This is a genomic window from Microbacterium sp. Z12_35 (assembly GCF_058310475.1).
This window is the reverse complement of the sequence record NZ_JBZEGJ010000001.1, coordinates 1,355,237-1,380,067: the sequence shown is the minus strand read 5'-3', so window position 1 is coordinate 1,380,067 and position 24,831 is coordinate 1,355,237. Positions and strand designations below refer to the sequence as shown.

At 69.6% G+C, this 24,831-nt stretch carries 24 protein-coding genes; 21 read left to right on the top strand and 3 right to left on the bottom strand.

All coding sequences use genetic code 11. The features are described 5' to 3' along the window. The first annotated feature begins 1 nt into the window (after position 1). The 7 genes from AC4FS1_RS06825 (at position 2) to prfA (ending at position 9,408) form a co-directional block, all read left to right on the top strand. Entirely contained in the window at positions 2-808 is an 807-nt protein-coding gene (locus tag AC4FS1_RS06825) for an LmeA family phospholipid-binding protein (protein WP_491153598.1), read from the top strand. 184 nt (positions 809-992) lie between these two features. Further along, positions 993-2,438, top strand: a complete 1,446-nt coding sequence (gene lysA / locus AC4FS1_RS06820) for a diaminopimelate decarboxylase (RefSeq protein WP_491153597.1) — start codon at positions 993-995, stop codon at positions 2,436-2,438. Further along, complete coding sequence (locus AC4FS1_RS06815) at positions 2,435-3,820, top strand: homoserine dehydrogenase (protein ID WP_491153595.1); 1,386 nt, start codon at positions 2,435-2,437, stop codon at positions 3,818-3,820. The genes lysA and AC4FS1_RS06815 overlap by 4 nt, the downstream gene beginning before the upstream one ends. Before the next feature lies 1 nt (position 3,821). Next, on the top strand, positions 3,822-4,907 hold the full coding sequence (thrC, locus tag AC4FS1_RS06810) for a threonine synthase (RefSeq protein ID WP_491153593.1): 1,086 nt from the start codon (positions 3,822-3,824) through the stop codon (positions 4,905-4,907). Beyond that, complete coding sequence (gene thrB / locus AC4FS1_RS06805; RefSeq protein ID WP_491153591.1) at positions 4,904-5,815, top strand: homoserine kinase; 912 nt, start codon at positions 4,904-4,906, stop codon at positions 5,813-5,815. Before thrC ends, thrB begins: the two co-directional genes overlap by 4 nt. A 191-nt stretch (positions 5,816-6,006) precedes the next feature. Continuing rightward, on the top strand, positions 6,007-8,313 hold the full coding sequence (rho, locus tag AC4FS1_RS06800) for a transcription termination factor Rho (RefSeq protein WP_491153589.1): 2,307 nt from the start codon (positions 6,007-6,009) through the stop codon (positions 8,311-8,313). 18 nt (positions 8,314-8,331) lie between these two features. Then, entirely contained in the window at positions 8,332-9,408 is a 1,077-nt protein-coding gene (gene prfA, locus AC4FS1_RS06795) for a peptide chain release factor 1 (RefSeq protein WP_491155668.1), read from the top strand. Between the two features lie 114 nt (positions 9,409-9,522). Here the strand turns inward: prfA and AC4FS1_RS06790 are convergent, their stop codons facing one another. The 3 genes from AC4FS1_RS06790 to cysK all read right to left on the bottom strand — a co-directional run bounded on the left by AC4FS1_RS06790 (position 9,523) and on the right by cysK (position 12,553). Further along, positions 9,523-10,914: an amidase gene (locus AC4FS1_RS06790; protein WP_491153587.1), complete on the bottom strand. Its 1,392-nt coding sequence runs from the start codon at positions 10,912-10,914 to the stop codon at positions 9,523-9,525. Positions 10,915-11,044: 130 nt separating this feature from the next. Then, positions 11,045-11,614 carry a serine O-acetyltransferase EpsC gene (gene epsC, locus AC4FS1_RS06785; protein ID WP_491153585.1) on the bottom strand — a complete coding sequence of 190 codons (570 nt, stop codon included), beginning with the start codon at positions 11,612-11,614 and terminating at the stop codon, positions 11,045-11,047. After that, on the bottom strand, positions 11,615-12,553 hold the full coding sequence (cysK, locus tag AC4FS1_RS06780) for a cysteine synthase A (protein WP_491153583.1): 939 nt from the start codon (positions 12,551-12,553) through the stop codon (positions 11,615-11,617). 98 nt (positions 12,554-12,651) lie between these two features. Between cysK and prmC the strand changes: the two genes are divergently transcribed. The 14 genes from prmC (at position 12,652) to AC4FS1_RS06710 (ending at position 24,776) form a co-directional block, all read left to right on the top strand. Continuing rightward, complete coding sequence (gene prmC / locus AC4FS1_RS06775) at positions 12,652-13,545, top strand: peptide chain release factor N(5)-glutamine methyltransferase (RefSeq protein ID WP_491153582.1); 894 nt, start codon at positions 12,652-12,654, stop codon at positions 13,543-13,545. A 141-nt stretch (positions 13,546-13,686) separates the two neighbouring features. Continuing rightward, complete coding sequence (locus AC4FS1_RS06770) at positions 13,687-14,403, top strand: L-threonylcarbamoyladenylate synthase (protein ID WP_491153580.1); 717 nt, start codon at positions 13,687-13,689, stop codon at positions 14,401-14,403. Continuing rightward, a complete protein-coding gene (locus tag AC4FS1_RS06765) occupies positions 14,400-15,557 on the top strand; it encodes an MraY family glycosyltransferase (RefSeq protein WP_491153578.1) in 1,158 nt (385 codons plus the stop codon). The genes AC4FS1_RS06770 and AC4FS1_RS06765 overlap by 4 nt, the downstream gene beginning before the upstream one ends. Then, a complete protein-coding gene (locus tag AC4FS1_RS06760) occupies positions 15,554-16,024 on the top strand; it encodes a Cg1360 family ATP-synthase-associated protein (protein ID WP_491153576.1) in 471 nt (156 codons plus the stop codon). The genes AC4FS1_RS06765 and AC4FS1_RS06760 overlap by 4 nt, the downstream gene beginning before the upstream one ends. 130 nt (positions 16,025-16,154) lie before the next feature. After that, on the top strand, positions 16,155-16,967 hold the full coding sequence (gene atpB, locus AC4FS1_RS06755; RefSeq protein ID WP_491155666.1) for a F0F1 ATP synthase subunit A: 813 nt from the start codon (positions 16,155-16,157) through the stop codon (positions 16,965-16,967). A gap of 46 nt (positions 16,968-17,013) precedes the next feature. Then, on the top strand, positions 17,014-17,262 hold the full coding sequence (atpE, locus tag AC4FS1_RS06750) for a F0F1 ATP synthase subunit C (RefSeq protein ID WP_491153574.1): 249 nt from the start codon (positions 17,014-17,016) through the stop codon (positions 17,260-17,262). A gap of 28 nt (positions 17,263-17,290) precedes the next feature. Further along, positions 17,291-17,857, top strand: coding sequence for a F0F1 ATP synthase subunit B (locus AC4FS1_RS06745; protein WP_491153573.1), 567 nt, complete (start codon positions 17,291-17,293; stop codon positions 17,855-17,857). After that, a complete protein-coding gene (locus AC4FS1_RS06740; RefSeq protein WP_491153571.1) occupies positions 17,857-18,648 on the top strand; it encodes a F0F1 ATP synthase subunit delta in 792 nt (263 codons plus the stop codon). The genes AC4FS1_RS06745 and AC4FS1_RS06740 overlap by 1 nt, the downstream gene beginning before the upstream one ends. Positions 18,649-18,719: 71 nt before the next feature. Beyond that, positions 18,720-20,357 (top strand): F0F1 ATP synthase subunit alpha, encoded by a 1,638-nt coding sequence (gene atpA / locus AC4FS1_RS06735; protein ID WP_491153570.1) that lies wholly within the window; start codon positions 18,720-18,722, stop codon positions 20,355-20,357. A 20-nt stretch (positions 20,358-20,377) separates the two neighbouring features. Next, complete coding sequence (locus tag AC4FS1_RS06730; RefSeq protein ID WP_491153568.1) at positions 20,378-21,274, top strand: F0F1 ATP synthase subunit gamma; 897 nt, start codon at positions 20,378-20,380, stop codon at positions 21,272-21,274. 23 nt (positions 21,275-21,297) lie between these two features. Further along, positions 21,298-22,740, top strand: coding sequence for a F0F1 ATP synthase subunit beta (atpD, locus tag AC4FS1_RS06725; protein ID WP_491153567.1), 1,443 nt, complete (start codon positions 21,298-21,300; stop codon positions 22,738-22,740). A 1-nt stretch (position 22,741) separates the two neighbouring features. Further along, positions 22,742-23,002, top strand: coding sequence for a F0F1 ATP synthase subunit epsilon (locus AC4FS1_RS06720; RefSeq protein WP_491153566.1), 261 nt, complete (start codon positions 22,742-22,744; stop codon positions 23,000-23,002). Positions 23,003-23,099: 97 nt separating this feature from the next. Next, entirely contained in the window at positions 23,100-23,849 is a 750-nt protein-coding gene (locus AC4FS1_RS06715) for a YaaA family protein (protein ID WP_491153564.1), read from the top strand. Positions 23,850-23,963: 114 nt separating this feature from the next. Then, a complete protein-coding gene (locus AC4FS1_RS06710) occupies positions 23,964-24,776 on the top strand; it encodes a large exoprotein (protein ID WP_491153562.1) in 813 nt (270 codons plus the stop codon). Positions 24,777-24,831: the final 55 nt, after the last annotated feature.

The window sequence follows — 24,831 nt, the reverse complement described above, 5'->3', positions numbered from 1 at the left end:
GATGACCGACCGCGCCACCGTGCCGTTCGGCTTTGCCGAGACCGAGCCCGCTCCGCGGTCGCGGCGGAGGTGGCCATGGGTCGTGACGCTGCTCATCGTGCTCGCGCTCATCCTCGGTGCCGCGGTGGGCGCGGAGGCGCTGGCCCGCGGTGCGGTGAAAGCGGGCGTGCGTCAACTTATCCTGACGCAGCTCGAACTCCCCGCCGACCAGCCGGTCGACGTCGAGGTGCCGGGCCTCGTGCTGCCCCAGCTCCTGTCCGGCCGCCTGAACGAGATCTCCGTCGCGTCGCCGGACGTCGCCTTCGGCCCCGTCAGCGGGGACGTCCGGGTGAACCTCACCGATGTGCCCGTGAGTGCGGACGCGGCGGCGGGTCCGGGTTCGGCCACCGTGCGCCTGGATGAGGCCCAGCTGCAGGCGTTGCTCGGCACGATCGATGGCTTTCCGGCCGACTCCGTCGGCATCGCCGCTCCGAACGTCACCATCACGACGGAGTTGTCGGTGTTCGGAGCATCCGTCCCTCTGGGCGTCGCCCTCCAGCCGGGTGCGGCCGGCGGGAACCTCACCCTCGCTCCTGCGGCCTTCCAGCTCGGCAGCGCCGACGTGACCGCCGAGGCCCTGCGCTCGCAGTTCGGCGGCCTCGCCGACACGGTGCTGCGCGAGTGGAGCGTGTGCATCGCGGAGCATCTGCCGGCCGCCCTCACCCTGACGTCCGCCGCGGCCGAAGGCGACTCGGTCGTGGCGACGTTCGACATCGACGGCGCGGTCGTCATCGACCCGGATCTGCGCCAGCCCGGTGCCTGCCCCTGATCGAGTTGCCGGAATCGGCGGCTGTTCCGGCCCGGATAGCCGCTGATTCACGCGAGTGAGCGGGTCCGGTGCGGCGCGGGCGGCCCGCTAGACTGCAATCACCGCCTGGCGTGAGCCTCTCCGCCCGGCGGACGCTGCCTCCCGCGGCCGCTCGCACTGCCGCATCCACCCGATTGGTCTGCCCGTGTCCGCCTCGCTCTCCACCCCCCTGGTGCCCGAGTGGCTCCGCGTGCCGGCCGACGCCAACTCCATCGCCCCCGCCATCTGGCCCGCCTCCGCGCACCGCGACGACGCCGGTGCGCTGCACATCGGCGGGGTCTCTGCCCGGCAGCTGGCCGCGGAGTACGGCACGCCGTTGTACGTGCTCGACGAGGCCGACGTGCGCGCCCACGCGCGGCGTGCGCTCGACGCGTTCCGCAGTGCCGCTGCCCGGCACGGCGGCGACGCCCGGGTGTACTACGCCGGTAAGGCGCTGCTGACCGCCGATGTCGTCCGCTGGGTCGCCGAAGAGGGTCTGCGCGTGGATGTCTGCAGCCCCGGGGAACTCGAGATCGCCCTCGCCGCAGGAATCGACCCCGCGTTGCTGGGGTTCCACGGGAACAACAAGTCCTCCGCCGCTCTGGAGCGAGCGGTCGAGGTGGGCGTGGGCACCGTGATCGTCGACAGCGACATCGAGATCGAGCGCCTCTCGGCCGTCGCCGAGCGCCGCGGTGCGGTCCAGCCGGTGCTCGTCCGCGTGCGCACCGGCGTGCATGCCGAGACCCACGCGTTCCTCGCCACCGCCCACGAAGACCAGAAGTTCGGCTTCTCCGTGGACGACGTGCCGACCGCGGTCGCGCGCATCCGCGAACTCTCCGGACTGGAGTTCCTCGGCCTCCACGCCCACATCGGGTCTCAGATCTTCGACGCCGACGGATTCCGCGCCTCGGCGGCCCGGCTCGTAGACCTGCACAACGATCTCCTCGAGGGCGGCGACATCCCTCTGCTCAACCTCGGCGGTGGATTCGGAATCGCCTACACCTCGGCCGATGACCCGCGCCCGCTCGAAGACATCGCGGCAGGCATCGTGGATGCGGTTGCCGACGAATGCGCCGTCCGCGGCATCCCGCTCCCCGAGCTCGCCTTCGAGCCGGGACGCGCGATCGTCGGGCAGGCGGGCATCACGCTCTACGAGGTCGGCACGGTCAAGCCGGTTCAGGTGACCGAAGACGTCACGCGCCTGTATGTCAGCGTCGACGGCGGCATGAGCGACAACGTCCGGACCGCCCTCTATGGGGCGCAGTATTCCGCGCGTCTGGCCGCTCGCACGAGCGACGCGGATCCCGCGCTCGTGCGCGTCGTCGGACACCATTGCGAATCCGGCGACATCGTGGTGGATGCCGAGTACCTCCCCGGTGACGTCACTCCGGGCGATCTACTCGCCGTCCCCGCCACCGGTGCCTACTGCTTCTCGCTCGCGAGCACCTACAACTACACGCCACGCCCACCGGTCGTCGCCGTCCGCGACGGCTCAGCGCGCGTCCTCGTGCGGCGGGAGACCGTCGCCGACCTCCTGGCCCGCGACCTGGGCGTGGGGCACAACGAAGGGAAGAGCATGCCTGTACTGAGCGAGCGGAGCGAGACGAAGTGACCGACTACCGCCGTCTGCGCGTCGCTCTCCTAGGCGCCGGCGCCGTGGGATCGCAGGTCGCCGCGCTGCTTCTCAAGCACAGCGACGAGCTCGCCGACCGCGCCGGAGCCACCCTCGAGCTCGTGGGGATCGCCGTCCGCGACCTCGACGCCGCCCGTGACACCGACCTGCCTCGTGAACTCTTCACGACCGACCCCGAGCCGCTGCTCGTCGGATCCGACATCGTGATCGAGCTCATCGGTGGCATCGAGCCCGCGCGTACGCTCCTCCTGCAGGCGATCAACGCCGGGGCCGACATCGTGACGGCCAACAAGGCGCTCCTGGCCACGCACGGCCCCGAGATCTTCGAGGCCGCCGACCAGGTGGGTGCCCAGGTCTATTACGAAGCCGCCGCCGCGGGCGCGATCCCCATCATCCGGCCCCTGCGCGACTCGCTCGCCGGCGACCGCGTGCAGCGGATCATGGGCATCGTCAACGGCACCACGAACTACATTCTCGACCGGATGGATGCGGAAGGCGCCGAGTTCTCCGACGTGCTGGCGCAGGCGCAGGCCCTCGGTTACGCCGAGTCGGATCCGACCGCCGACGTCGAGGGTTACGACGCGGCCCAGAAGGCGGCGATTCTGGCGAGCTTGGCGTTCCACACCACGGTGCCGCTGGAGAAGGTGCACCGCGAGGGCATCACCTCGATCGACAAGGGCATGATCGAGGCCGCGCGGCACGCCGGCTACGTCATCAAGCTCCTGGCCGTCTGCGAGCGGGTCAGCGACGACGACGGTGCCGAGTCGATCTCGGTACGCGTGTACCCGGCCCTCGTCGACCGCGCCCACCCCCTGGCCAGCGTGCACGGTGCGCACAACGCCGTCTTCGTCCAGGCCGAGGCCGCGGGGAACCTGATGTTCTACGGCGCCGGCGCCGGCGGCGTGCAGACCGCCTCCGCCGTGCTCGGCGACGTCGTCTCCGCTGCTCGCCGGCACATCGCCGGCGGCGTGGGCGTCGTCGAGTCCACGCGCGCGAATCTCCCGATCGTGTCGATCGGGCACGTCATCACGCGCTACCAGATCACGCTCGAGGTCGATGACCGACCCGGCGTGCTGGCAACCATCGCCGGCATCCTCAGCGACGGACGCGTCTCGATCGCAACCGTCGAGCAGACCGTGATCGCCCCTTCTCCCGGCTCCGCTACCGACCCCTCGGGCTCAGCGGCCGACCACACCGCCGGGTCAGCCGCCGGAGGGGTGGCCGGCGCCATCCCGATGGCACGGCTGGTCATCGGGACCCACGAAGCACGCGAACAAGACCTCAGCGAGACCGTGACGCGCCTAGCGGAAAGCGGCGTCGTCGAACGCGTCGTCTCTGTTCTGCGCGTGGAAGGAGACTGACATGGCACACGTCTGGCGCGGAGTGCTCCGCGAATACGCCGACCGGCTGGGCGTCACCGACGCATCCACCGTGGTGACCCTGGGTGAGGGCGGCACGCCGCTCCTGCCTGCTCCCGCACTCTCGCGCCGCACGGGCACGGACGTGTGGGTGAAGTACGAGGGCATGAATCCCACCGGCTCCTTCAAGGACCGCGGGATGACCGTGGCCCTCTCCCGCGCGGTCGAGCACGGCGCGAAGGCCGTCATCTGCGCCTCGACGGGAAACACCTCGGCATCGGCCGCGGCCTACGCGGCGCACGCCGGCATCACCGCCGCCGTCCTCGTGCCGGAGGGAAAGATCGCCATGGGCAAGCTCAGCCAAGCCGTCGCGCACAACGGTCGCCTCATCCAGGTGCGCGGCAACTTCGACGACTGCCTCGAGATCGCCCGCGAACTCGCGGACAACTACCCGGTCCACCTGGTCAACTCCGTCAATCCCGACCGCATCGAAGGTCAGAAGACCGCGGCCTACGAGATCGTCGAGGTACTCGGCGACGCCCCGGATTTCCACTTCATCCCCGTCGGCAATGCCGGCAACTACACCGCCTACTCGCGCGGGTACCGGGAAGAGGCGGAGCGGGGCGTGTCCACGCGCGTGCCCCGCATGTTCGGGTTCCAGGCCGCGGGCAGCGCCCCCCTTGTGCGGGGCGAGGTCGTCCGCAACCCCGAGACCGTGGCCAGCGCCATCCGGATCGGCAACCCGGCGTCGTGGGAGCTGGCCATCGAGGCCCGTGAAGCCACCGACGGGTACTTCGGCGCCATCGACGACGACCGGATCCTCGCCGCACAGAAGCTCCTCGCCGGCGAAGTGGGCATCTTCGTCGAACCGGCATCCGCGATCAGCGTCGCCGGCCTCCTCGATCGCGTGGAGGCGGGCATCATCCCGGCCGGATCGCGCGTCGTGCTCACGGTCACGGGCCACGGACTGAAAGATCCGCAGTGGGCGCTGCGCAACGCCGACGGCTCCACCGTGGAGCCGACGGTCGTGGATGCCGCCACCAGTGAGGTCGCGTCGGTCCTCGACCTCGTTCCCGCGGCACAGGCATGACCGAAGGGCGTCGCGTGCTCGTGCGCGTGCCGGCCACCAGCGCGAACCTCGGTCCCGGATTCGACACGCTCGGGCTCGCCCTGAGCGTCTACGACGAGCTCGTCGTCACCGAGGTCGGTGGCGACACGCTCGAGATAGAGGTGTCGGGGGAGGGTGCCGCATCCGTGCCCCGCGACCGGTCCAACCTGGTCGTGCGGGCCATGGCCCATGCGTACGCTTCCGTCGGGCGCGAGCTTCCCGGGCTGCGCCTGGAGGCGGTCAACGTCATCCCCCATGGGCGCGGCATGGGCTCTTCGGGAGCTGCCGTTGTGACCGGGCTGCTGGCGGCGAAGGGCCTCCTCGAGGGCGAGGTGGAGTTCAGCTCCGAGACGCTCCTGCGCCTGGCCACCGAGCTCGAGGGACACCCCGACAACGTCGCGCCCGCTCTGTTCGGGGGGCTCACGATCGCCTGGATGGACGAGACCGGGCCGCAGCACAAGCAATTGATCGTGCACCGCGGGGTCGCACCTCTCGTGCTCGTCCCGGAGTTCACGATGTCGACGAAGGTGGCGCGCAGTCTGCAGCCGCTGCAGGTGCCCCGCGAGGATGCGGTCTTCAACGTGTCGCGCTCGGCCCTGCTGATCGCCGCGCTCACCCAGAGCCCCGAGCTGCTGATGGCCGCCACCGAAGACAAGCTTCACCAGAGCTACCGGGCGCAGGCGATGCCCGAGACCGATCGTCTTGTCCGCGCTCTCCGCGCCGAACGGTATGCCGCGGTCGTCTCCGGTGCCGGACCCAGCGTGCTCGTGCTCGCGGACGGACCGGGCCGCCGCCTCGAAGCGGCCGAATTGGCAGCATCCCTCGTCGACACCCCGTGGGAGGCGCGCATGCTCGCCGTCGACGTCAAGGGTGGTACAGTGAGGGAGTAGCGGGGGGTTCCACGTACCACGTGAATCTGGCCCCCGTCGCAATTCTGCGAAAACCACCGCACGCACCCGCAACCGCCTCGGCCGCTCCGGCCGGCGAATCGCGGAGCGGAACCCTGAGCTTGTCGAAGGGTCGATGCCTGTCCTCTCCGGTGTCGTGTGCGGTCAATCATCCGTTTCACAAGGGAGTACTCGTGGAGTCCATCTCCGAGATCCAGGGTGTCGACGCGTCTTCGGACGACGCGACGAACACCGAAGACACCGCCTCCGCCGTCGTTGAGACGCCGGATGAGGCCACCGCTGAGCAGGCGCAGCCTGAGACCGAGGCGTCCGCGCCCGTCGACGCCGCCGCGGCCACCGCCGAGGATGCCCCGGTCGAGGAGGTCCCCGTCGAGGAAGTCCCCGTCGAGGCTGCAGCGCCGGCCGAGGATGCCGCCGCCGTCGTGGCGCCGCCGGCCGAGGATGCACCTGTCGAGGCCGCCGCGCCTGTTTCCGAGGCCGCTGCGCCTGTCGAGGCCGCTGCGCCGGCCGAGCAGGCGCCCGCCGCGGTTGAGGCACCCGCCGTTGAGGCACCCGCCGAGGAGGCGCCCGCCGCGGCTGAGAAGCCCGCGCGCACCCCGCGCAAGCGCGCACCGCGCCGCGCCAAGAGCAGCGACGTGCCCGCCGAGGCGCCGGCTACCGACACCGCGCCCGTTGAGGCTGCGCCCGACGGCGACGCCGCATCCGCGTCGAATGCCGCCCCCACCGACGTTGCAGCCGTCGACGCCGCCCCCGCCGGGGCCGCGCCCGACGCGGTGTCGCCGGATGCTGCTGGCGAGACCCCTGCCGCCGACGAGCCCGCGGCGGAATCCGCCGCGGACGCCCCTGCGAGCGAGGCGCCGACCGACGCCCCCGCCGTGGGCACCGAATCCGCGAGCGAGACCGAGACGTCTGTGGAGTCGGCTCCGGCCGAGTCCGAGCAGGGCGAAGACGGCGCATCCTCGGGTCGTAGCCGCAACCGCAACCGGAACCGCAACCGCAACCGCAACGGCGGTTCGAACGGCGACCAGCCCGATAAGCAGCAGGAGCGCCAGCCCGAGCGGCAGCAGCAGTCGGAGCGCCAGCAGCAGCCGGAACGCCAGCAGCAGCCGGAGCGCCAGCAGCAGTCCGAACGGCAGCAGCAGTCCGAGCGGCAGCAGCAGTCCGAACGGCAGCAGCAGTCCGAACGGCAGCCGGTGGCCGAAGCCGACGGCGAGCAGCAGGGCACCGGCCGCAACCGCCAGCGCAACAAGCGCCGCGGGCAGACCCCCACCGACGAGTTCGACACCGACATCAACGAGGACGACGTCCTCATCCCGATCGCCGGCATCCTCGACGTGCTCGACAACTACGCGTTCGTCCGCACCACCGGTTACCTCCCGGGCCCCAGCGACGTCTACGTCTCGCTGGGCCAGGTCAAGAAGTACAACCTGCGCAAGGGCGATGCCGTCGTGGGTGCCATCAAGCAGCCCCGTGAGGGCGAGCAGCCCGGCCGTCAGAAGTACAACGCGCTGGTCAAGGTCGACGCGGTCAACGGCCTCTCTGTCGAAGACGCCGCGACCCGGCCCGAATTCAGCGACCTCACCCCGCTGTACCCGCAGGAGCGCCTCCGCCTGGAGACCGCCCCGGAGAAGCTGACCCAGCGGATCATCGACCTCGTGGCACCGATCGGCAAGGGCCAGCGCGGCCTGATCGTCGCGCCCCCCAAGGCGGGCAAGACGATCGTCCTGCAGCAGATCGCCAACGCGATCGCCCAGAACAACCCTGAGGTGCACCTCATGGTCGTCCTCGTGGACGAGCGCCCCGAAGAGGTCACCGACATGCAGCGCACCGTGCGCGGCGAGGTCGTCGCCTCGACGTTCGACCGACCGGCGGAAGACCACACCACCGTCGCCGAGCTCGCGATCGAGCGCGCCAAGCGCCTGGTCGAGCTCGGCCGCGACGTCGTCGTGCTGCTCGATTCGATCACCCGTCTCGGTCGCGCATACAACATCACGGCGCCGACGTCGGGTCGTGTGCTGACCGGCGGTGTCGACGCGTCCGCGCTGTATCCGCCCAAGCGTTTCTTCGGCGCCGCCCGCAACATCGAGAACGGCGGATCGCTCACGATCCTCGCCACCGCTCTGGTGGAGACCGGCTCCAAGATGGACGACGTGATCTTCGAGGAGTTCAAGGGCACCGGCAACAGCGAACTGCGCCTGAGCCGTCAGCTGGCCGACAAGCGGATCTTCCCCGCCGTGGATGTCAACGCATCCAGCACCCGTCGCGAGGAGATGCTCCTCTCGCCCGACGAGGTCAAGATCACGTGGAAGCTTCGCCGCGCCCTGGCCGGTCTCGACCCGCAGCAGGCGCTGGAGGTCGTGCTGGGCAAGCTCAAGGAGACGCAGTCCAACGTCGAGTTCCTCGTGCAGATGCAGAAGTCGATCCCCGCACCGGCGCACGGCGCCGGCGGAGCGCACGGGCACGACAACAGCATCCGCTGAGCCGTGTCCGACTCGGGAATGTTCGAGTCGGTCCGCGGACTGCTCGAAGAGCACAAGGCGGTCGAGCTCGAACTGAACGACCCTGCGGTCCATGCGGATGCGGGGCGCGCCAAGCGGGTCAACCGCCGGTACGCCGAACTCAACCGCATCGTGCACGCGTACGAGGCGTGGACGCAGGCGATCGACGACCTCACCGCCGCGCGGGAACTCGCGAAGGAAGACGAGGCGTTCGCCGAGGAGGTGCCGTCTCTCGAAGAGCAGGTCACCGCGACGCAGGAACGCTTGCGGCGTCTGCTGATCCCGCGTGACCCCGACGACGCCCGCGACGTGATCATGGAGATCAAGTCGGGCGAAGGGGGCGCCGAGAGTGCGCTGTTCGCCGCCGATCTGCTGCGGATGTACCTGCAGTACGCCGCATCCCGGGGCTGGAAGACCGAGATGCTGGAGCGCAACGAGTCCGACCTCGGCGGCTACAAAGACGTCCAGGTCGCGATCAAGGGCTCGTCCAACGACCCTGCGCAGGGCGTCTGGGCCCACCTCAAGTACGAGGGTGGAGTCCACCGTGTCCAGCGGGTGCCGGCGACCGAGTCGCAGGGCCGCATCCACACCTCCACGACCGGCGTGCTCGTCTTCCCCGAGGTGGATGAGCCCGAAGAGGTGCAGATCGATCCGAACGACCTCAAGATCGACGTGTTCCGCTCGTCCGGACCTGGCGGGCAGTCGGTGAACACGACCGACTCGGCCGTGCGCATCACCCACCTTCCGACCGGGATCGTCGTGTCGATGCAGAACGAGAAGTCGCAGCTGCAGAACCGCGAGGCCGGGATGCGCGTGCTGCGTGCCCGGCTCCTCGCGAAGCAGCAGGAGGAACGGGATGCGGCGGCCTCGGATGCGCGCAAGTCGCAGATCCGCGGCATGGACCGATCCGAGCGCATCCGCACCTACAACTTCCCGGAGAACCGCATCGCGGATCACCGCACCGGCTACAAGGCGTACAACCTCGACCAGGTGCTCGACGGCGCCCTGGGCCCGCTCATCGAGTCGGCGATCGCCGCCGACGAGGAAGCGCGACTCTCCGCCCTCTCCGACTCCTGACCCTCCGGGCCTCCGGCCTCCGGACCTCGGGCCTCCGGACCGCGAGACTGCATCTGCGCCACGAAACCGCCGGCGACGGCCGCAGTCTCGTGGCGGGGGTGCAGTCTCGCGGTGTCAGGGGAGCCAGGCGGGAGGATGCGGGAGGGCGCCGCGCCAGCGCTCCAGTTGGGCGGCCGCGGCCAGGAGCATCCGCTCGCCCCCCGGGCGTCCGATGAGCTGCACGCTCACGGGGTGCCCGGACTCGTCCCGCGTCACCGGCAGCACGATCGCGGGGAGGCCCGCGACGTTGACGAAGCTGCTGTAGGGCGCGTACTGCACCTGTTGGGTGAAGCTTCGCTCGGCGTCGTTCGCGTCGTGCCACCCCAACAGACGCGGGGGGAGCGCGAGGGCGGGGGTGAGCACGATGTCGAACGGGGCGAACGCCGCGATCGTTGCCCGCTCGAACACGCGAGCGTCGGCGAGCGCGCCGAGCAGCCGTGGCGCCTGGAGCGCACGTCCCTCGCGGACGAGCCACGCCGTGATCGGCTCGACGAGGTCGAGCTCGGTCTCGGTCAGCGGGATGCGCGCGGCGCTCGCGCGCCACAGGACCCGGAAGAGCGGTCCGTAGCCCTGCGGCTGCCACGCCGCATCCCGCAGCTCGTGGCCCATGTCCGCGAGGGCGGCAGCGGTCACGTCGAACGCCTGCCGTGCCGAGGGGTGCAGCGTGATGTCGACGTCGTCATCCCACGGTGAGACGGTCGTGATGCCGATGCGCAAGCGCGGTGGATCGCCCCCGGTGGCGGGGAGGAACGGTGCGGCGTCGGTCGCGCCGGTGGCGAACGGGTAGGGCGCCAGGCCGCACAGCGCATCGAGGAGGAAGGCCGCATCCGCCACGGTGCGGGCGATGGGCCCGGTCACCGCGAGCCCGTCGGGGGAGTCCAGCCCCGATCCGATGGGCAGCCGCCCGCGCGACGGCTTCAGCCCCACGACTCCCACGGTGGCCGCGGGGATGCGGATCGACCCACCGCCGTCCGAGCCCGGTGCGACGGGGAGGAGCCCTGCCGCCACGGCGACGGCCGCGCCGCCGCTCGACCCGCCTGCACCGAAGCGGTGGTCCCAGGGGTCGACGGCCGGGGGAGCAGTGCGGGGCTCGGTGTACCCGGTCATCCCGAACTCCGACGTGCTGGTCTTCCCGAGACTCACGGCGCCGGCGGCGTCCAGTGCCACGGCGAGGGCGTCGGATGCGGTGGGCACGAAGTCGGCGCGTGCCCGCGATCCGTATCGCGTCGGGACGCCCGCCCGGGCGACGAGATCCTTGTCGGCGAGCGGCAGGCCCCACAGCGGCCCTGCCTCGAGGCCACGAGCACGCCGCAGCGCGGCATCCGCGGTCACCTCGGCGAACGCGCCCAGGTCGGCGTGCGCGGCGATCCGTTCGAGGTAGTACGCCGCGACGTCGGACGGCGTGAGTTCGCCGCGGCGCAGCATCCCGGTCAGCTCGATCGCCGACAGCTCGTGCAGTGCGCTCACCCTCCCGAGCCTACGCACGCGCGCGGCCGCGCCGAGCCGTACTCAGGACATCCGCCCCCGTCAGGGCCGTTCCGCCGTCGGCCGGCCTGATTCGGGCGATTCATCCTGAGTTACGGCGGCGGGGCGGCGGTCAGATCGAGTACTCGGGCGCGGTCAGTACCGCGCGGGTGTCTTCGCCGGCCCGGCGAGGGCGCGGCTTGGCGGGCACCCCCACGAGCACCGAGTCGGCCGGAGCATCCCGCGTCACGACCGCGTTGGCCCCGATGACCGCACCGTCACCGATGGTCACGGGGCCGAGGATCTTCGCCCCCGCACCCACGGCGACGCCGTGGCCGAGGGTGGGATGCCGCTTCCCGCCCTCGCGCTGGCGCCCGCCGAGCGTGACGCCGTGGTACATCAGCACGTCGTCGCCGATCTCGGCCGTTTCGCCGATGACGACGCCCATGCCGTGGTCGATGAAGAAGCGACGCCCGATGATCGCTCCCGGGTGGATCTCCACGCCGGTCAGCAACCGCGTCACCTGCGAGACGAACCGCGCGGCGAAGCGGAAGCCGCGCCGCCACAGCCGGTGGTGCAGGCGATACGCCCACACCGCGTGCAGCCCCGAGTACAGCAGCAGCAGCTCCAGGGAGCCTCGGGCGGCGGGGTCGCGGAGTTTGGCCGCGGCGATGTCTTCGCGCAGGCGTGCGACGACGCCCACTCAGTCCTCGCGCAGGTGTTCGTACAGCGCGGTGGAGAGGTACCGCTCGCCGAACGACGGGATGATGACGACGATGTTCTTGCCCGCGGCCTCCGGTCGCTTCGCGATCTCCAGCGCTGCCCAGATGGCGGCGCCGCTGGACATCCCCACGAGGATGCCGTCCTTCGTAGCCGTGTCGCGGGCGAGGCGGATCGCGTCGTCGAATTCGACGTCGATGACCTCGTCGATCACGTCGCGGTCGAGGATGGCCGGGACGAAGTTCGGACCGATTCCCTGGATCTTGTGCGGACCCGGGTGGCCTTTGGTGAGGATGGGGGAGTCGGCGGGCTCGACCGCGACGACCTTCACGCCGGGCACGCGCTCCTTGAGCACCTGGCCGACGCCGGTGATGGTGCCCCCGGTGCCGATGCCGGCGACGAAGTAGTCGACCTTGCCTTCGGTGTCGCGCAGGATCTCCTCGGCGGTGGTCTTGCGGTGGACCTCGGGGTTCGCCTCGTTCTCGAACTGCCGCGCCCAGATCGCGCCCGGAGTCTCGTCGACGATGCGCTTGGCCTCCTCCACCGCGAACGACATGCCCTTCGTCGGGTCGGTGAGGTGCACTTCGGCGCCGAACGCCTTGAGCAGCAGGCGGCGCTCCTTCGACATGGATGCGGGCATCGTGAGAACGACGCGGTATCCCCGCGCCGCACCGACCATCGCCAGGGCGATACCGGTGTTGCCGCTCGTGGACTCCACGATCGTGCCGCCCGGCTGCAGGTCGCCGGAGGCTTCCGCAGCATCCACGATGGCGATGCCCAGGCGGTCCTTGACGCTGCCTGCCGGGTTGTAGAACTCCAGCTTCGCGAGGATGTTCGCCTCCACCCCCTCGGCGACGCGGTTCAGCCGCACGAGCGGGGTGTCGCCGAACGCGGAGGTGATGTCGGGGTGGATGCCGGGCATGGCGGGCCTTTCGCCGTCGAACGGGTGTGGCTTCCAGACTACCGGCGACGTCCCGGGCGCACCCCCCTGTGACGGGGGCCCGTAGGGTGGGAGAGCCCATGCCCGAGCCCATCCCCGCCGCCGCTGCCGCCGACGTGCCCCTGTCCGGGCTCGTCCGCGCCGCGACCGAGCGACTCGCGGCAGCCGGTGTTCCCGACCCCGCGGTCGACGCGGAACTGCTCGCCGCCTCTGTGCTGGGGACGTCGCGGGGAGCGGCTCAGGCCGCCGCCATCCGCGGTGATGCTGTGGATGCTGCCACCACCGCGGCCTACGAGGGCCTGGTCGAACGCCGCTGCGCGCGCGTGCCGCTGCAGCACCTCACCGGTCGCGCCCCGTTCCGCCACCTCGAGCTCGCGGTCGGCCCGGGGGTGTTCGTCCCGCGGCCGGAGACCGAGGTGGTCGCACAGCTGGCGATCGATGCGCTCCGGGCTGCGGCGACACCGGCGCCGGTGGCGGTCGACCTGGGCACGGGGAGCGGCGCGATCGCTCTCGCGATGGCCACCGAGGTGCCTCACGCGCGCGTCTACGCCGCAGAGAAGTCCGCCGACGCCTACGCCTGGGCGGAGGAGAACGTGCGGCGCAGCGGTGCCGACAACCTGTCACTGGCGCTCGTCGATCTCGAGCAGGCATTCCCCGACCTCGACGGCACGGTGTCGGTCGTCGTCTCCAACCCGCCGTACGTTCCGGATGATGCGATCCCGCGCGACCCGGAGGTGCGCCTCTACGACCCGCCCGTCGCGCTGTACGGCGGCGCCGACGGCCTCGACGTCGTGCGCGTTCTCAGCCACGTGGGACTCCGGCTCGCGCACCCGGGCGGGATGATCGTGCTCGAGCACGGCGAGTGGCAGGGCGCCGCGATCCGCGACATCCTCACCGCCGACGGATGGCGTGCGGCAGCGACGCATCCCGACCTGACGATGCGCGACCGCGCCACCACCGCCCTCCGCCCCTGATTCCCCCCACCGGATCTCCGCGACTGCCGCGGAGGGTGGAGGGCGGTAACAGCCGTCGGCGGCCTGCGCCGCCGGAGTGGCGCGCGGACCGATCGCGTCGAACCTGATCTCAGTGAGGCCGCACGTAGACTGGGCGGCGATATGTCACCTGTTTACGACTGCCGTGACGAAGCGCAGCTGCTTTCCGGCATGCGCCACGCACGCCAGGCGCTGAGCCGCGGCGAACTCGTCGTGCTGCCCACCGACACCGTGTACGGCGTCGCCGCCGACGCCTTCAACGCCCGCGCGGTAGCGGCGCTCTTGGCTGCCAAGGGCCGCGGACGCCAGCAGCCCCCGCCCGTCCTCGTGGCCGGCGTCACTACTCTCCGTGCGCTCGTCGCCGACGTGCCCGAGCCGGTCGAGCGGCTGGTCCAGGAGTTCTGGCCGGGCGGTCTGACGATCGTGCTCCCGTCGCAGCCGTCGCTGTCGTGGGACCTCGGCGAGACCCGGGGCACGGTGGCCGTACGGATGCCGGCCCACCACATCGCGCTCGAACTGCTCGAGGAGACCGGGCCGCTGGCCGTCTCCAGCGCGAACCGCACGGGCCTCACCGCGGCCGTCACGATCGACGAAGCCCGCGACATGCTCGGCGACTCCGTCTCGGTGTACCTCGACGCCGGGCCCAGCACCTTCGGCATCGCCTCCACGATCGTGGATGCCACGCGCCTCGTCGGCAGCGAAGAACCGACCGTCCGCATCCTGCGTGAAGGGGCGGTGCCTCTCGATCAACTGCGCGCGGTACTCGGCGACCTGCTCGAGCGCCACTCGTCGGAGGAGCCGGCCGAGCCCCGCTCCGCGTCCGAGGACGGCGCCGCGTGAAGCAGTACCTCATCCTGGTGCTCTTCACCGCTGTGGTCACCTTCGTCCTGACGTGGGCGGTGCTGCGCCTGAGTCTGAGGTACAAGCTCTACCCGGGCATCCGCGAGCGCGACGTGCACAAGACCCCGACCCCGCGCCTGGGCGGGGTGGCGATGTTCTTCGGCGTGGCAGCGGCTTTCCTGTTCTCCAGCCAGCAGACGTTCTTCTCGATCATCTGGGCGAACCCCGGTCCGGTGCTCGCGGTGCTCGCCGCCACCTTCGTGATCGTTCTGATCGGTGTCGCCGACGACCTGTGGGATCTGGACTGGATGATCAAGCTCGGCGCGCAGTTCCTCGCGGCCGGCATCATCGCGTGGTTCGGGCAACTGCAGATCTACTCGCTGCCCATCGGTGGGCTCACCGTGGGCTCCAGCTGGATGAGCTTCACGCTCACGGTCTTCGCGATCGTCATCGTGATGAACGCCGTCAACTTCATCGACGGCCTGGACGGGCTGGTCGCCGGTGTGTGCCTCATCGCCAACGGCGTGTTCTTCGCTTACTCCTACCTGTTGCTGCGCGACACGGGCGCGAGCACGTACTTCAACATCGCGTCGTTCCTCGCCGCGGTCCTCATCGGCGCGTGCATCGGGTTCCTCCCGTTCAACTGGAACCCCGCGAAGATCTTCATGGGCGACTCCGGTGCGCTCATGCTGGGCCTCCTCATGGCCACCTCGGCTGTCGCGATCACCGGCGTCATCGATCCCGCGGTGCTCGATCCGGAACAACTCGGTCGTTCGCAGTTGCTCGGTGCCTTCATCCCGATCCTCCTGCCCATCGTTGTCGTCCTGCTGCCGCTGCTGGATTTCGGACTCGCGGTTCTGCGGCGGGTGCGCGCGGGGAAGTCGCCGTTCTCGCCCGACCGCAAGCATCTGCATCACCGGATGCTCGACATGGGCCACAGTGACCGCGGCGCCGTGCTGATCTTCTACTCATGGACGGCCGTGGTGAGTTTCTCTTTCCTTCTGATGTACCTCGGTACGCAGCAGGAGTGGCCCGGTGACTATCTCATCGGCGTCGCGTTCGGCGTGGTCGGCGTTGCGGCGTGCCTGGTCTTGACCCTTCTTCCCTCGCGCCGTCCGGCGCGCCCCGCCCCCCTTGAGGAGCCCGCATCATGAGCCCCAGTCCCGTCTCCAGCACTCCCGTGCTGCGTACAGCCCTCACGTGGGGCGGCATCGTCGCGGGTGTGCTTGCGGTGGCCGGAGCCGTCGTCGGGTTCGCCGTCGGTGGGGGAGAGGGCGTCGCCAGCGCCCTGGTCGGTGTCCTCGTCGGAGCGTTCTTCTCCGCGGTGACGGCCGCGAGCATCCTGATCGCCAACCGCTGGTTCGGCGATCCGCTCTACGTGCCGATCTTCTTCGCGATCGTGCTGGGCGGGTGGATCGTCAAGCTCGTGCTGTTCATCGTCGCGCTGCTCGTCCTGCGCGGCCAGCCCTGGGTCGACCCGGTGATCTTCTTCGTCGCGCTGGTGGCGAGCGTCCTGGGCTCGCTGATCGTGGATGTCATCGTCCTGGCGCGCATGCGGATTCCGCACGCGAGCGACGTGTCGCTGCCCGTTGACCCCGATGAGGGGGACCGTCGAGCCTGAGCGGCTTCGGGCGGCCCGGTAGTTTGATAGAGTTACTATCGCGCCCGCCCACTCCCCGAGTGCGCTCTGGGCGCTCTCACAGACCATCGTCGCAACGGTCCACACCGATGCCCCAAAGCTGGAGCCAGCGCTGTTCACTCAAGCTGCGACCCTGATCGCGAACGTTGCGTCCGCTGACGCGGAGTTCCATCCGCCGTCGATCAACGAGTTCTTCCCCGACGCGCTCCTGTTCGAGGGCACGATCTTCGCCATCACGCGGATCAACCTCATCCAGTTCCTGGCCACCGCGGTGCTCGTTCTTCTGTTCGTCGTCGGCACACGACGCATGAAGCTCGTTCCCGGCCGCTTCCAGAGCATCGTCGAGATGGGCCTGGACTTCGTCCGCGTCAACATCGCGCACGACCTGCTCGGCCGCAAGGACGGCGACCGGTTCCTGCCGATCCTCACCACGATCTTCTTCATGGTGCTGTTCATGAACCTCACGGGGGTCATCCCGTTCCTGAACATCGCCGGCACCAGCGTCATCGCCGTACCGCTGCTGCTCGCAGCCGTCGCCTACGTGACCTTCATCTACGCCGGCGTCCGCAAGAGCCCGGGGAAGTTCTTCAAGAACTCCCTCATGCCCTCGGGCGTGCCGTGGCCGCTGTACATCATCATCATCCCGCTCGAGTTCCTCTCGACCTTCATCATCCGGCCGGTCACGCTCACGCTGCGACTGCTGATGAACATGATCGTCGGGCACCTCATGCTGGTGCTGTTCTTCGCCGCCACCCAGTTCTTCATCGTGGGTCTCGGTGGCTGGTGGTCGGCTCTGGGCGCGGGAACCCTCGCGTTCGGACTCGCCTTCACTCTCTTCGAACTCCTGGTGGCCTTCCTCCAGGCGTACGTCTTCGCCATCCTCACCGCGGTCTACATCCAGCTCGCGGTCGCGGAAGAGCACTGAGCGGCCCGGCGCACGCCGAGCCACCCAACCGAAAGGAAAACACCCCGTGGACGCAACTACGGTTCTCGCCGCTGTAAACGTCGATGTCTCCGGTTCCATCGCGACCGTCGGCTACGGCCTCGCCGCCATTGGCCCGGCCATCGGCGTGGGCATCGTCGTCGGCAAGACGATCGAGGGCGTTGCTCGCCAGCCCGAGCTCGCCGGCCGCCTGCAGGTCCTGATGTTCATCGGTATCGCCTTCACCGAGGCCCTCGCGTTCATCGGTATCGCGACCGGCTTCATCTTCGGCTTCTGATCCCGCACCCACGACGTAAGGAGACGAGATGCTGAACGCTCTTGTCGCATTCGCCGCGGAGCACTCGGAAGAGGCGGCACCCAGTCCGCTGATCCCGGCCTGGTACGACATCATCTGGTCGGCGGTGTGCTTCGTCGTCATCCTCTTCGTATTCTGGCGCGTCGTGCTCCCGCGGATGCAGAAGCTGTTGGACGAGCGCGGTGCCGCCATCGAAGGAAACATCGCCAAGGCCGACGAGGCCCAGCGCCAGGCCGAGGCCGCGCTGGAGCAGTACACCATCCAGCTCGCCGAGGCGCGCAAGGAGGCCGGTGAGATCCGCGAAGCCGCCCGTGAGGACGGCAAGAGGATCGTCGCCGAGGCTCGGGATGCTGCATCCGCCGAGGCTGCGCGCATCACCGCGACCGCCCACACGCAGATCGAGGCCGAGCGCCAGGCGGCGCTCGTGTCGCTGCGCGGGGAGGTCGGCTCGCTCGCACTCGACCTGGCCGGCAACGTGATCGGCGAGACCCTTTCCGACGACCAGAAGGCACAGGCGGTCGTTGACCGCTTCCTCGCCGAGCTGGAGGCGTCGGAGAACGCTAAGGCGGCTCAGTAATGGGTAGCGCGACCACTCAGGCGCTCGAGGCGACGACCGCAGCGCTCGGCGCGGCAACGGACGTCGACCTCGAGGTCGCCGGCGAGCTGTTCGCCGCGGCACGTGCCGTCGGTGGCTCCTTGCATCTGAGCGGCGCGCTCGCGGATGCCTCGGCCGCTCCGGCGTCCCGGGCAAAGGTCATCACCGACATCTTCGGCGGGACGTTCCGTCCGACGACGGTTTCGCTCCTCCGCTCTCTTGTCGACCGGCGCTGGTCGCGGGCATCCGATCTCGTCGACGGGATCGAAGAGCTCGCCGTCCGCGCGGCCGCCATCGGCGCCACCGGGAACGAGGTCGAGGCCGAGCTGTTCTCGTTCTCGCGCACCATCGCCCAGAACCCGGAGCTCGAGCTCGCGCTCGGGAGCCGCCTGGGTGACCCCGCCGCGAAAGGCGATCTCATCACCTCACTGCTCGGAGGGCGCGCGAGCGCGGCGACGACGCTCATCGTCTCCTCCCTGGTGCAGCAGCCGCGCGACCGCCGCGTGCGCTCGTTGCTGAATCGCGCCATGTGGCTCGTTTCCGACCAGCGCGGACGCACTGTGGCGACCGTGGTCTCGGCGACACCGCTGAGCGACGCGCAGCGCACCCGCCTGGCGACGGCGCTCTCGGCCCGTTACGGTGCCGAGGTGTCCCTCAACGTCGTGATCGATCCGGCGGTGGTCGGCGGCCTGCGTGTGCAGATCGCCGATGACGTGATCGACGCGAGCATTTCCACCCGCCTGGCCGGCCTCCGCCAGCGCCTCGCGGGATAATCTAGAAGGCTTGCCGTCCGCGAGGACCGCACATCTGGGGGCGTGAACGCCCCACAACATGAAGGAAGACAATGGCAGATATCACGATCAGCCCCGACGTCATCCGTGACGCGCTGAAGGACTTCGTCGCGGCCTACGAGCCCACCGGCGCTGCCGCGACCGAGGTCGGCACCGTGGTCGACGCCGCTGACGGCATCGCCCACGTCGAGGGTCTGCCCGGCGTCATGGCCAACGAACTCGTCCGCTTCGCCGACGGCACCCAGGGTCTCGCCCTGAACCTCGACGAGCACGAGATCGGCGTCGTCGTCCTGGGCGAGTTCTCCGGCATCGAGGCAGGACAGGAAGTCACCCGCACCGGCGAGGTCCTCTCCGTGGCCGTCGGCGACGGCTTCCTCGGCCGCGTCGTCGACCCGCTCGGCAATCCCATCGACGGCCTCGGCGAGGTCGCGACCGAGGGTCGCCGCGCACTCGAACTGCAGGCGCCCGGCGTCATGTCCCGCAAGAGCGTGCACGAGCCGATGCAGACCGGCATCAAGGCCATCGACGCGATGATCCCGGTCGGTCGCGGTCAGCGCCAGCTCATCATCGGCGACCGCCAGACCGGTAAGACGGCCATCGCGATCGACACGATCATCAACCAGAAGGACAACTGGGCGTCGGGCGACGTCAACAAGCAGGTCCGCTGCATCTACGTCGCCATCGGTCAGAAGGGTTCGACGATCGCTGCCGTGAAGGGCGCGCTCGAGGACGCCGGAGCGATGGAGTACACCACCATCGTCGCCGCCCCCGCCTCCGACCCCGCGGGCTTCAAGTACCTCGCCCCGTACACCGGCTCGGCCATCGGCCAGCACTGGATGTACGGCGGCAAGCACGTCCTCATCATCTTCGATGACCTGTCCAAGCAGGCCGAGGCCTACCGCGCCGTGTCGCTGCTGCTTCGCCGCCCGCCGGGTCGCGAGGCCTACCCGGGTGACGTCTTCTACCTGCACTCCCGTCTGCTGGAGCGTTGCGCGAAGCTCTCCGATGAGCTCGGCGCGGGGTCGATGACGGGTCTCCCGATCATCGAGACGAAGGCCAACGACGTGTCGGCCTACATCCCGACCAACGTGATCTCGATCACCGACGGTCAGATCTTCCTGCAGTCCGACCTGTTCAACGCCAACCAGCGTCCGGCTGTCGACGTCGGCATCTCGGTGTCGCGCGTCGGTGGCGATGCGCAGGTCAAGTCGATCAAGAAGGTCTCCGGCACGCTCAAGCTCGAGCTCGCCCAGTACCGCTCGCTTCAGGCCTTCGCGATGTTCGCGAGCGACCTGGATGCCGCTTCCCGCCGCCAGCTGTCGCGCGGTGCTCGCCTGACCGAGCTCCTCAAGCAGCCGCAGTACTCGCCGTACCCGGTGGAGGAGCAGGTCGTGTCCATCTGGGCCGGCACCAACGGCAAGCTCGACTCGATCGAGGTGTCGGACGTGCTGCGTTTCGAGCGCGAGCTCCTGGACTATCTCCGCCGCAACACCACGATCCTCGAAACCCTCCGCGACACCAACGTCCTCGACGACGACACCGCCGCCGAGTTGGAGAAGCAGGTCGACCAGTTCATCCTCGAGTTCCAGTCCGGCGACGGTCAGGGCATCGGCACGCCGGGCAGTGAGTCCGTCGAGGCCGCCGAGGTGGATGACGTCAACCAGGAGAAGATCGTCAAGGGCCGCCGCTAAGCGCGGCGCGAGGACACGACATGGGCGCACAACTGCGGGTCTACAAGCAGAAGATCAACTCTGCTCAGACCACCAAGAAGATCACGAAGGCGATGGAGCTCATCGCGGCTTCGCGCATCCAGAAGGCGATGGCGCGGGTGCGCGCGTCGTCGCCCTTCGCACGGGCGGTGACGCGAGCCGTCTCGGCGGTCGCGACGCACTCGAACATCGACCACCCGCTGACGACGGAGCGCGCGAACATCCAGCGCTCCGCCGTGGTGATCTTCGCCTCCGACCGAGGCCTGGCCGGCGCGTTCAACTCGCAGATCCTCCGTGAGGGGATGGAGCTGGCGTCACTGCTCCGCTCGCAGGGCAAGGACGTGGCGTTCTATCTCGTCGGGCGGAAGGCCGTCGGGTACTTCCAGTTCCGTCGCCTCGCCACCGCGGCCGAGTGGACCGGTGACACCGACACGCCCCAGTTCCGCACCGCGGAAGAGATCGCGGCGACCCTCATCGACGCGTACAACCGCGGCGGATCCGAGGGCGGCGTGGATGAGATCCACCTCGTGTACAACCGCTTCGTCAGCATGATGACCCAGAGTCCGGAGACGGTGCGCCTGCTCCCGCTCGAGGTCGTGGAGGCCGAAGAGTCCGCCGGTGCCCAGGTGTATCCGCTGTACGAATTCGAGCCCGACGCCGAGACGGTGCTGGACGCGCTGCTGCCCGTCTACCTCCAGAGTCGTATCTTCAATGCTCTTCTGCAGTCGTCGGCGGCCAAGCACGCCGCGACGCAGAAGGCGATGAAGTCGGCCAGCGATAACGCCGACAAGCTCATCACCGACTACACCCGCCTGCGCAACAACGCGCGCCAGGCGGAGATCACGCAGCAGATCGCCGAGATCGTCGGCGGCGCCGACGCTCTCGCGTCGGGCAAATAGACCGAAACGAAAGAGAAGAAGCCATGAGCCTCACCGCCGAGAAGACTGCGGTCGTCGGGCGCGTTGCGCGCGTGACCGGCCCGGTCGTCGACATCGAGTTCCCCCACGATTCGATCCCCGACATCTACAACGCTTTGAAGACGACGATCACGATCGGCGACGAGGCGACCGAGATCACCCTCGAGGTCGCGCAGCACCTCGGCGACGACCTCGTCCGCGCCATCGCCCTGAAGCCGACGGACGGCATCGTCCGCGGCCAGGAAGTGCGCGACACCGGTGCGCAGATCACCGTCCCCGTGGGCGACGTCACCAAGGGTCGCGTGTTCAACGTGACCGGAGACATCCTCAACGCCGCGCCCGGCGAGAAGATCGAGATCACCGAGCGCTGGCCCATCCACCGCAAGGCCCCCAACTTCGACCAGCTGGAGTCCAAGACCCAGATGTTCGAGACCGGCATCAAGGTCATCGACCTGCTGACGCCCTACGTGCTCGGCGGAAAGATCGGCCTGTTCGGCGGTGCCGGTGTCGGCAAGACCGTCCTCATCCAGGAGATGATCCAGCGCGTCGCGCAGGATCACGGTGGTGTGTCGGTGTTCGCCGGTGTGGGCGAGCGCACCCGTGAGGGCAACGACCTCATCTCCGAGATGGAGGAGGCGGGCGTCTTCGACAAGACGGCGTTGGTGTTCGGCCAGATGGACGAACCGCCGGGGACGCGCCTTCGCGTGGCACTGTCGGCACTGACGATGGCGGAGTACTTCCGCGACGTGCAGAACCAGGACGTGCTGTTGTTCATCGACAACATCTTCCGCTTCACGCAGGCCGGCTCCGAGGTCTCCACGCTTCTGGGCCGCATGCCCTCCGCCGTGGGTTACCAGCCGAACCTCGCCGACGAGATGGGTGTGCTCCAGGAGCGCATCACCTCGACGCGTGGCCACTCGATCACGTCGCTCCAGGCCATCTATGTTCCGGCCGACGACTACACCGACCCGGCTCCGGCGACCACGTTCGCTCACCTCGATGCCACGACCGAGCTCTCGCGTGAAATCGCGTCGAAGGGTCTCTACCCGGCCGTGGACCCGCTGAGCTCCACCAGCCGCATCCTCGACCCGCGCTACATCGGTGAGGACCACTACCGCGTGGCCACCTCGGTGAAGCAGATCCTGCAGAAGAACAAGGAACTGCAGGAGATCATCGCGATCCTCGGTGTCGACGAGCTCAGCGAAGAGGACAAGATCGTCGTGTCGCGTGCACGCCGCATCCAGCAGTTCCTCTCGCAGAACACGTACATGGCCAAGAAGTTCACCGGTGTCGAGGGTTCGACCGTCCCGATCAAGGAGACGATCGAGTCGTTCGACGCGATCGTCAAGGGCGACTTCGACCACGTCGCCGAGCAGGCGTTCTTCAACGTCGGCGGTATCTCCGACGTCGAGGCGCGCTGGGCGCAGATCCAGAAGGAGAACGGCTGACATGCCGCTCCAGGTGCACCTCGTCTCGGCGGACGCCGAGGTGTGGACGGGCGAGGCCACCCTCGTGGTCGCCAAGACCGTCGAGGGCGAGATCGGCTTCATGGCAGGTCACGAGCCGGTTCTCGCCATCCTCGCCGAGGGCCAGGTGCGCGTGACGCGCGCCGACGGCTCCAAGGTGATCGCCAACGCCCAGGACGGGTTCCTCTCGATGGAGGGCGACGACCTGACGATCGTCGCCGGTAACGCCGCACTCGTCTCCTAAGGTCAAACGCCGAGAAACCACATTCCGGACGAGACGCACCGCTACGCGCGGTGTCTCGTCCGGGATGTGGTTTCTCGCATGAGTGGGGGAGGAGCGGATGCTGATTCTGCTGCCACCGTCGGAGACGAAGCGCTCGGGCGGCCAGGGGCCGAGCCTCGATCTCGACCGGCTCGCGCTTCCCGTGTTGCGCCCGCAGCGCGAGCAGGTCGTGGATGCGCTCACCGCGCTGTCGGCGGATGAGGAGAAGGCAGCGCGCGTTCTCAAGCTCAGCGCTCGACAGCGCCCCGAGATCGCCGTCAACGCGGCGCTGCGCACCGCGCCTACGCTGCCGGCGGTGGATCGCTACACCGGCGTGCTCTTCGACGCCCTCGACGCCGCAACGCTGGATGCTGCATCCCGCCGGTGGCTCGGCGGTCACGTGTTCATCCACTCGGCACCCTTCGGCCCGGTGGGCGCCCTCGACCGCATTCCCCCGTACCGGCTCGCAGCCGGGACGACGCTGCCGGGCCTTCCGCCGCTGCGTCGGGTGTGGGCCGATGCGGTCAGTGCGGCGCTGGCCGATTCCGCCCCCGGATTCGTGCTGGACCTCCGCTCCGAGGCGTATGCCGCCCTGGGTCCCGTTCCGGCCGGGGTCGACACGGCGTACGTGCGTATCGTGACGGACTCGGGCGGGGGAGCGGTCAGGGCGCTCAACCACTTCAACAAGCACGCGAAGGGCGAGCTCGTCCGGATGCTCGCCACGCACCGCCCCCGCGTCGCGTCGGCGCCCGCGTTCTGCCTCTGGGCAGAGTCGACGGGGATGCGGGCGCGAGCGGGCAGACCGGGGGAGATCGACCTCTTCGTGTGAGGCAATCCGCCGCGCGTCGCCGTGGCACCGCTCAGGAAACGCCCAGGATCGCTAGCATGTGTGCGGCGGGGGCTTCCTCGCCGCGCGCACGCGCGCACATTCGGAAGGCATCTCATGGACCCTGGTTACGACCCGTCCGGCGGGGCGGCGCTCTTTGCGGCTCTCGCCATCTTCGGCCTGCTGTTCTTCTTCATCTTCGCCGTCTTCTACGTCATCGCGTCGTTCTTCCTCATGCGGATCTTCGACAAGGCCGGTGTGCAGGGGAAGTGGCGCGCGTGGGTGCCCGTCTACAGCACGATGGTCATGGGCAAGCTCGGCGACGTCTCACCCTGGGTCGTCCTCGGGGCACTCATCGCCAGCGCCGTGCTGGGGCAGATCCCCGCGATCGGCTTCATCTTCGGCCTCGTGTCCGTCGCGGTTGCCGTGATGTACGGGTGGCGTATGGGTCAGAAGCTCGGCAAGGAGTGGTATTACCTGCTGCTGTGGCTCATCCCGGGCCTGGGTACGCTCATCTGGCTCGGCATCCTGGCGTTCGACAGCTCGCGATGGAATGACCGGATCGCTCCCGCGCCGTGGGCCAACACGTTCCTCGCCGACAAGACGGTCTGGGCGGGCATTCCGCAGCAGGCGTCGGCTGGGGGCCTCACTCCTCCCGCCGCTCCCGGCTACCCCGCTCCCGGCTACCCCGCTCCCGGCGGTTACCCGCCGCCGCCTGCCGGCTACACCCCGCCGCCGGCCGGTTACCCGGCCCCCGGCGCCACGACGCCACCGCCGCCTGCCGGCTTCCCGCCCCCCGCGGCGCCCTCCTCGCCGCCGCCGACCGCCGCGACCCCGCCGCGCGATCCGTCGGCCCCGCAGCCGCCGACGGAACCCCCGGTCTCGCCGACCGAGCCGCCTGCGCCACCAGCGGAGCCGCCGCGCCCCTGAGACCCGCACCGCACAGGACCCCCCGCCCGCCGGCGGGGGGTCCTTCGCGTGGGGG

Coding starts and splice junctions, on each gene's coding strand:
- AC4FS1_RS06825 (WP_491153598.1), top strand. CDS start 2: ATGACCGACCGCGCCACCGTGCCGTTCGGCTTTGCCGAGACCGAGCCC.
- thrC (WP_491153593.1), top strand. CDS start 3,822: ATGGCACACGTCTGGCGCGGAGTGCTCCGCGAATACGCCGACCGGCTG.
- thrB (WP_491153591.1), top strand. CDS start 4,904: ATGACCGAAGGGCGTCGCGTGCTCGTGCGCGTGCCGGCCACCAGCGCG.
- prfA (WP_491155668.1), top strand. CDS start 8,332: ATGTTCGAGTCGGTCCGCGGACTGCTCGAAGAGCACAAGGCGGTCGAG.
- cysK (WP_491153583.1), bottom strand. CDS start 12,553: ATGCCCGGCATCCACCCCGACATCACCTCCGCGTTCGGCGACACCCCG.
- prmC (WP_491153582.1), top strand. CDS start 12,652: ATGCCCGAGCCCATCCCCGCCGCCGCTGCCGCCGACGTGCCCCTGTCC.
- AC4FS1_RS06770 (WP_491153580.1), top strand. CDS start 13,687: ATGTCACCTGTTTACGACTGCCGTGACGAAGCGCAGCTGCTTTCCGGC.
- AC4FS1_RS06760 (WP_491153576.1), top strand. CDS start 15,554: ATGAGCCCCAGTCCCGTCTCCAGCACTCCCGTGCTGCGTACAGCCCTC.
- AC4FS1_RS06745 (WP_491153573.1), top strand. CDS start 17,291: ATGCTGAACGCTCTTGTCGCATTCGCCGCGGAGCACTCGGAAGAGGCG.
- AC4FS1_RS06740 (WP_491153571.1), top strand. CDS start 17,857: ATGGGTAGCGCGACCACTCAGGCGCTCGAGGCGACGACCGCAGCGCTC.
- atpA (WP_491153570.1), top strand. CDS start 18,720: ATGGCAGATATCACGATCAGCCCCGACGTCATCCGTGACGCGCTGAAG.
- AC4FS1_RS06730 (WP_491153568.1), top strand. CDS start 20,378: ATGGGCGCACAACTGCGGGTCTACAAGCAGAAGATCAACTCTGCTCAG.
- atpD (WP_491153567.1), top strand. CDS start 21,298: ATGAGCCTCACCGCCGAGAAGACTGCGGTCGTCGGGCGCGTTGCGCGC.
- AC4FS1_RS06720 (WP_491153566.1), top strand. CDS start 22,742: ATGCCGCTCCAGGTGCACCTCGTCTCGGCGGACGCCGAGGTGTGGACG.
- AC4FS1_RS06715 (WP_491153564.1), top strand. CDS start 23,100: ATGCTGATTCTGCTGCCACCGTCGGAGACGAAGCGCTCGGGCGGCCAG.
- AC4FS1_RS06710 (WP_491153562.1), top strand. CDS start 23,964: ATGGACCCTGGTTACGACCCGTCCGGCGGGGCGGCGCTCTTTGCGGCT.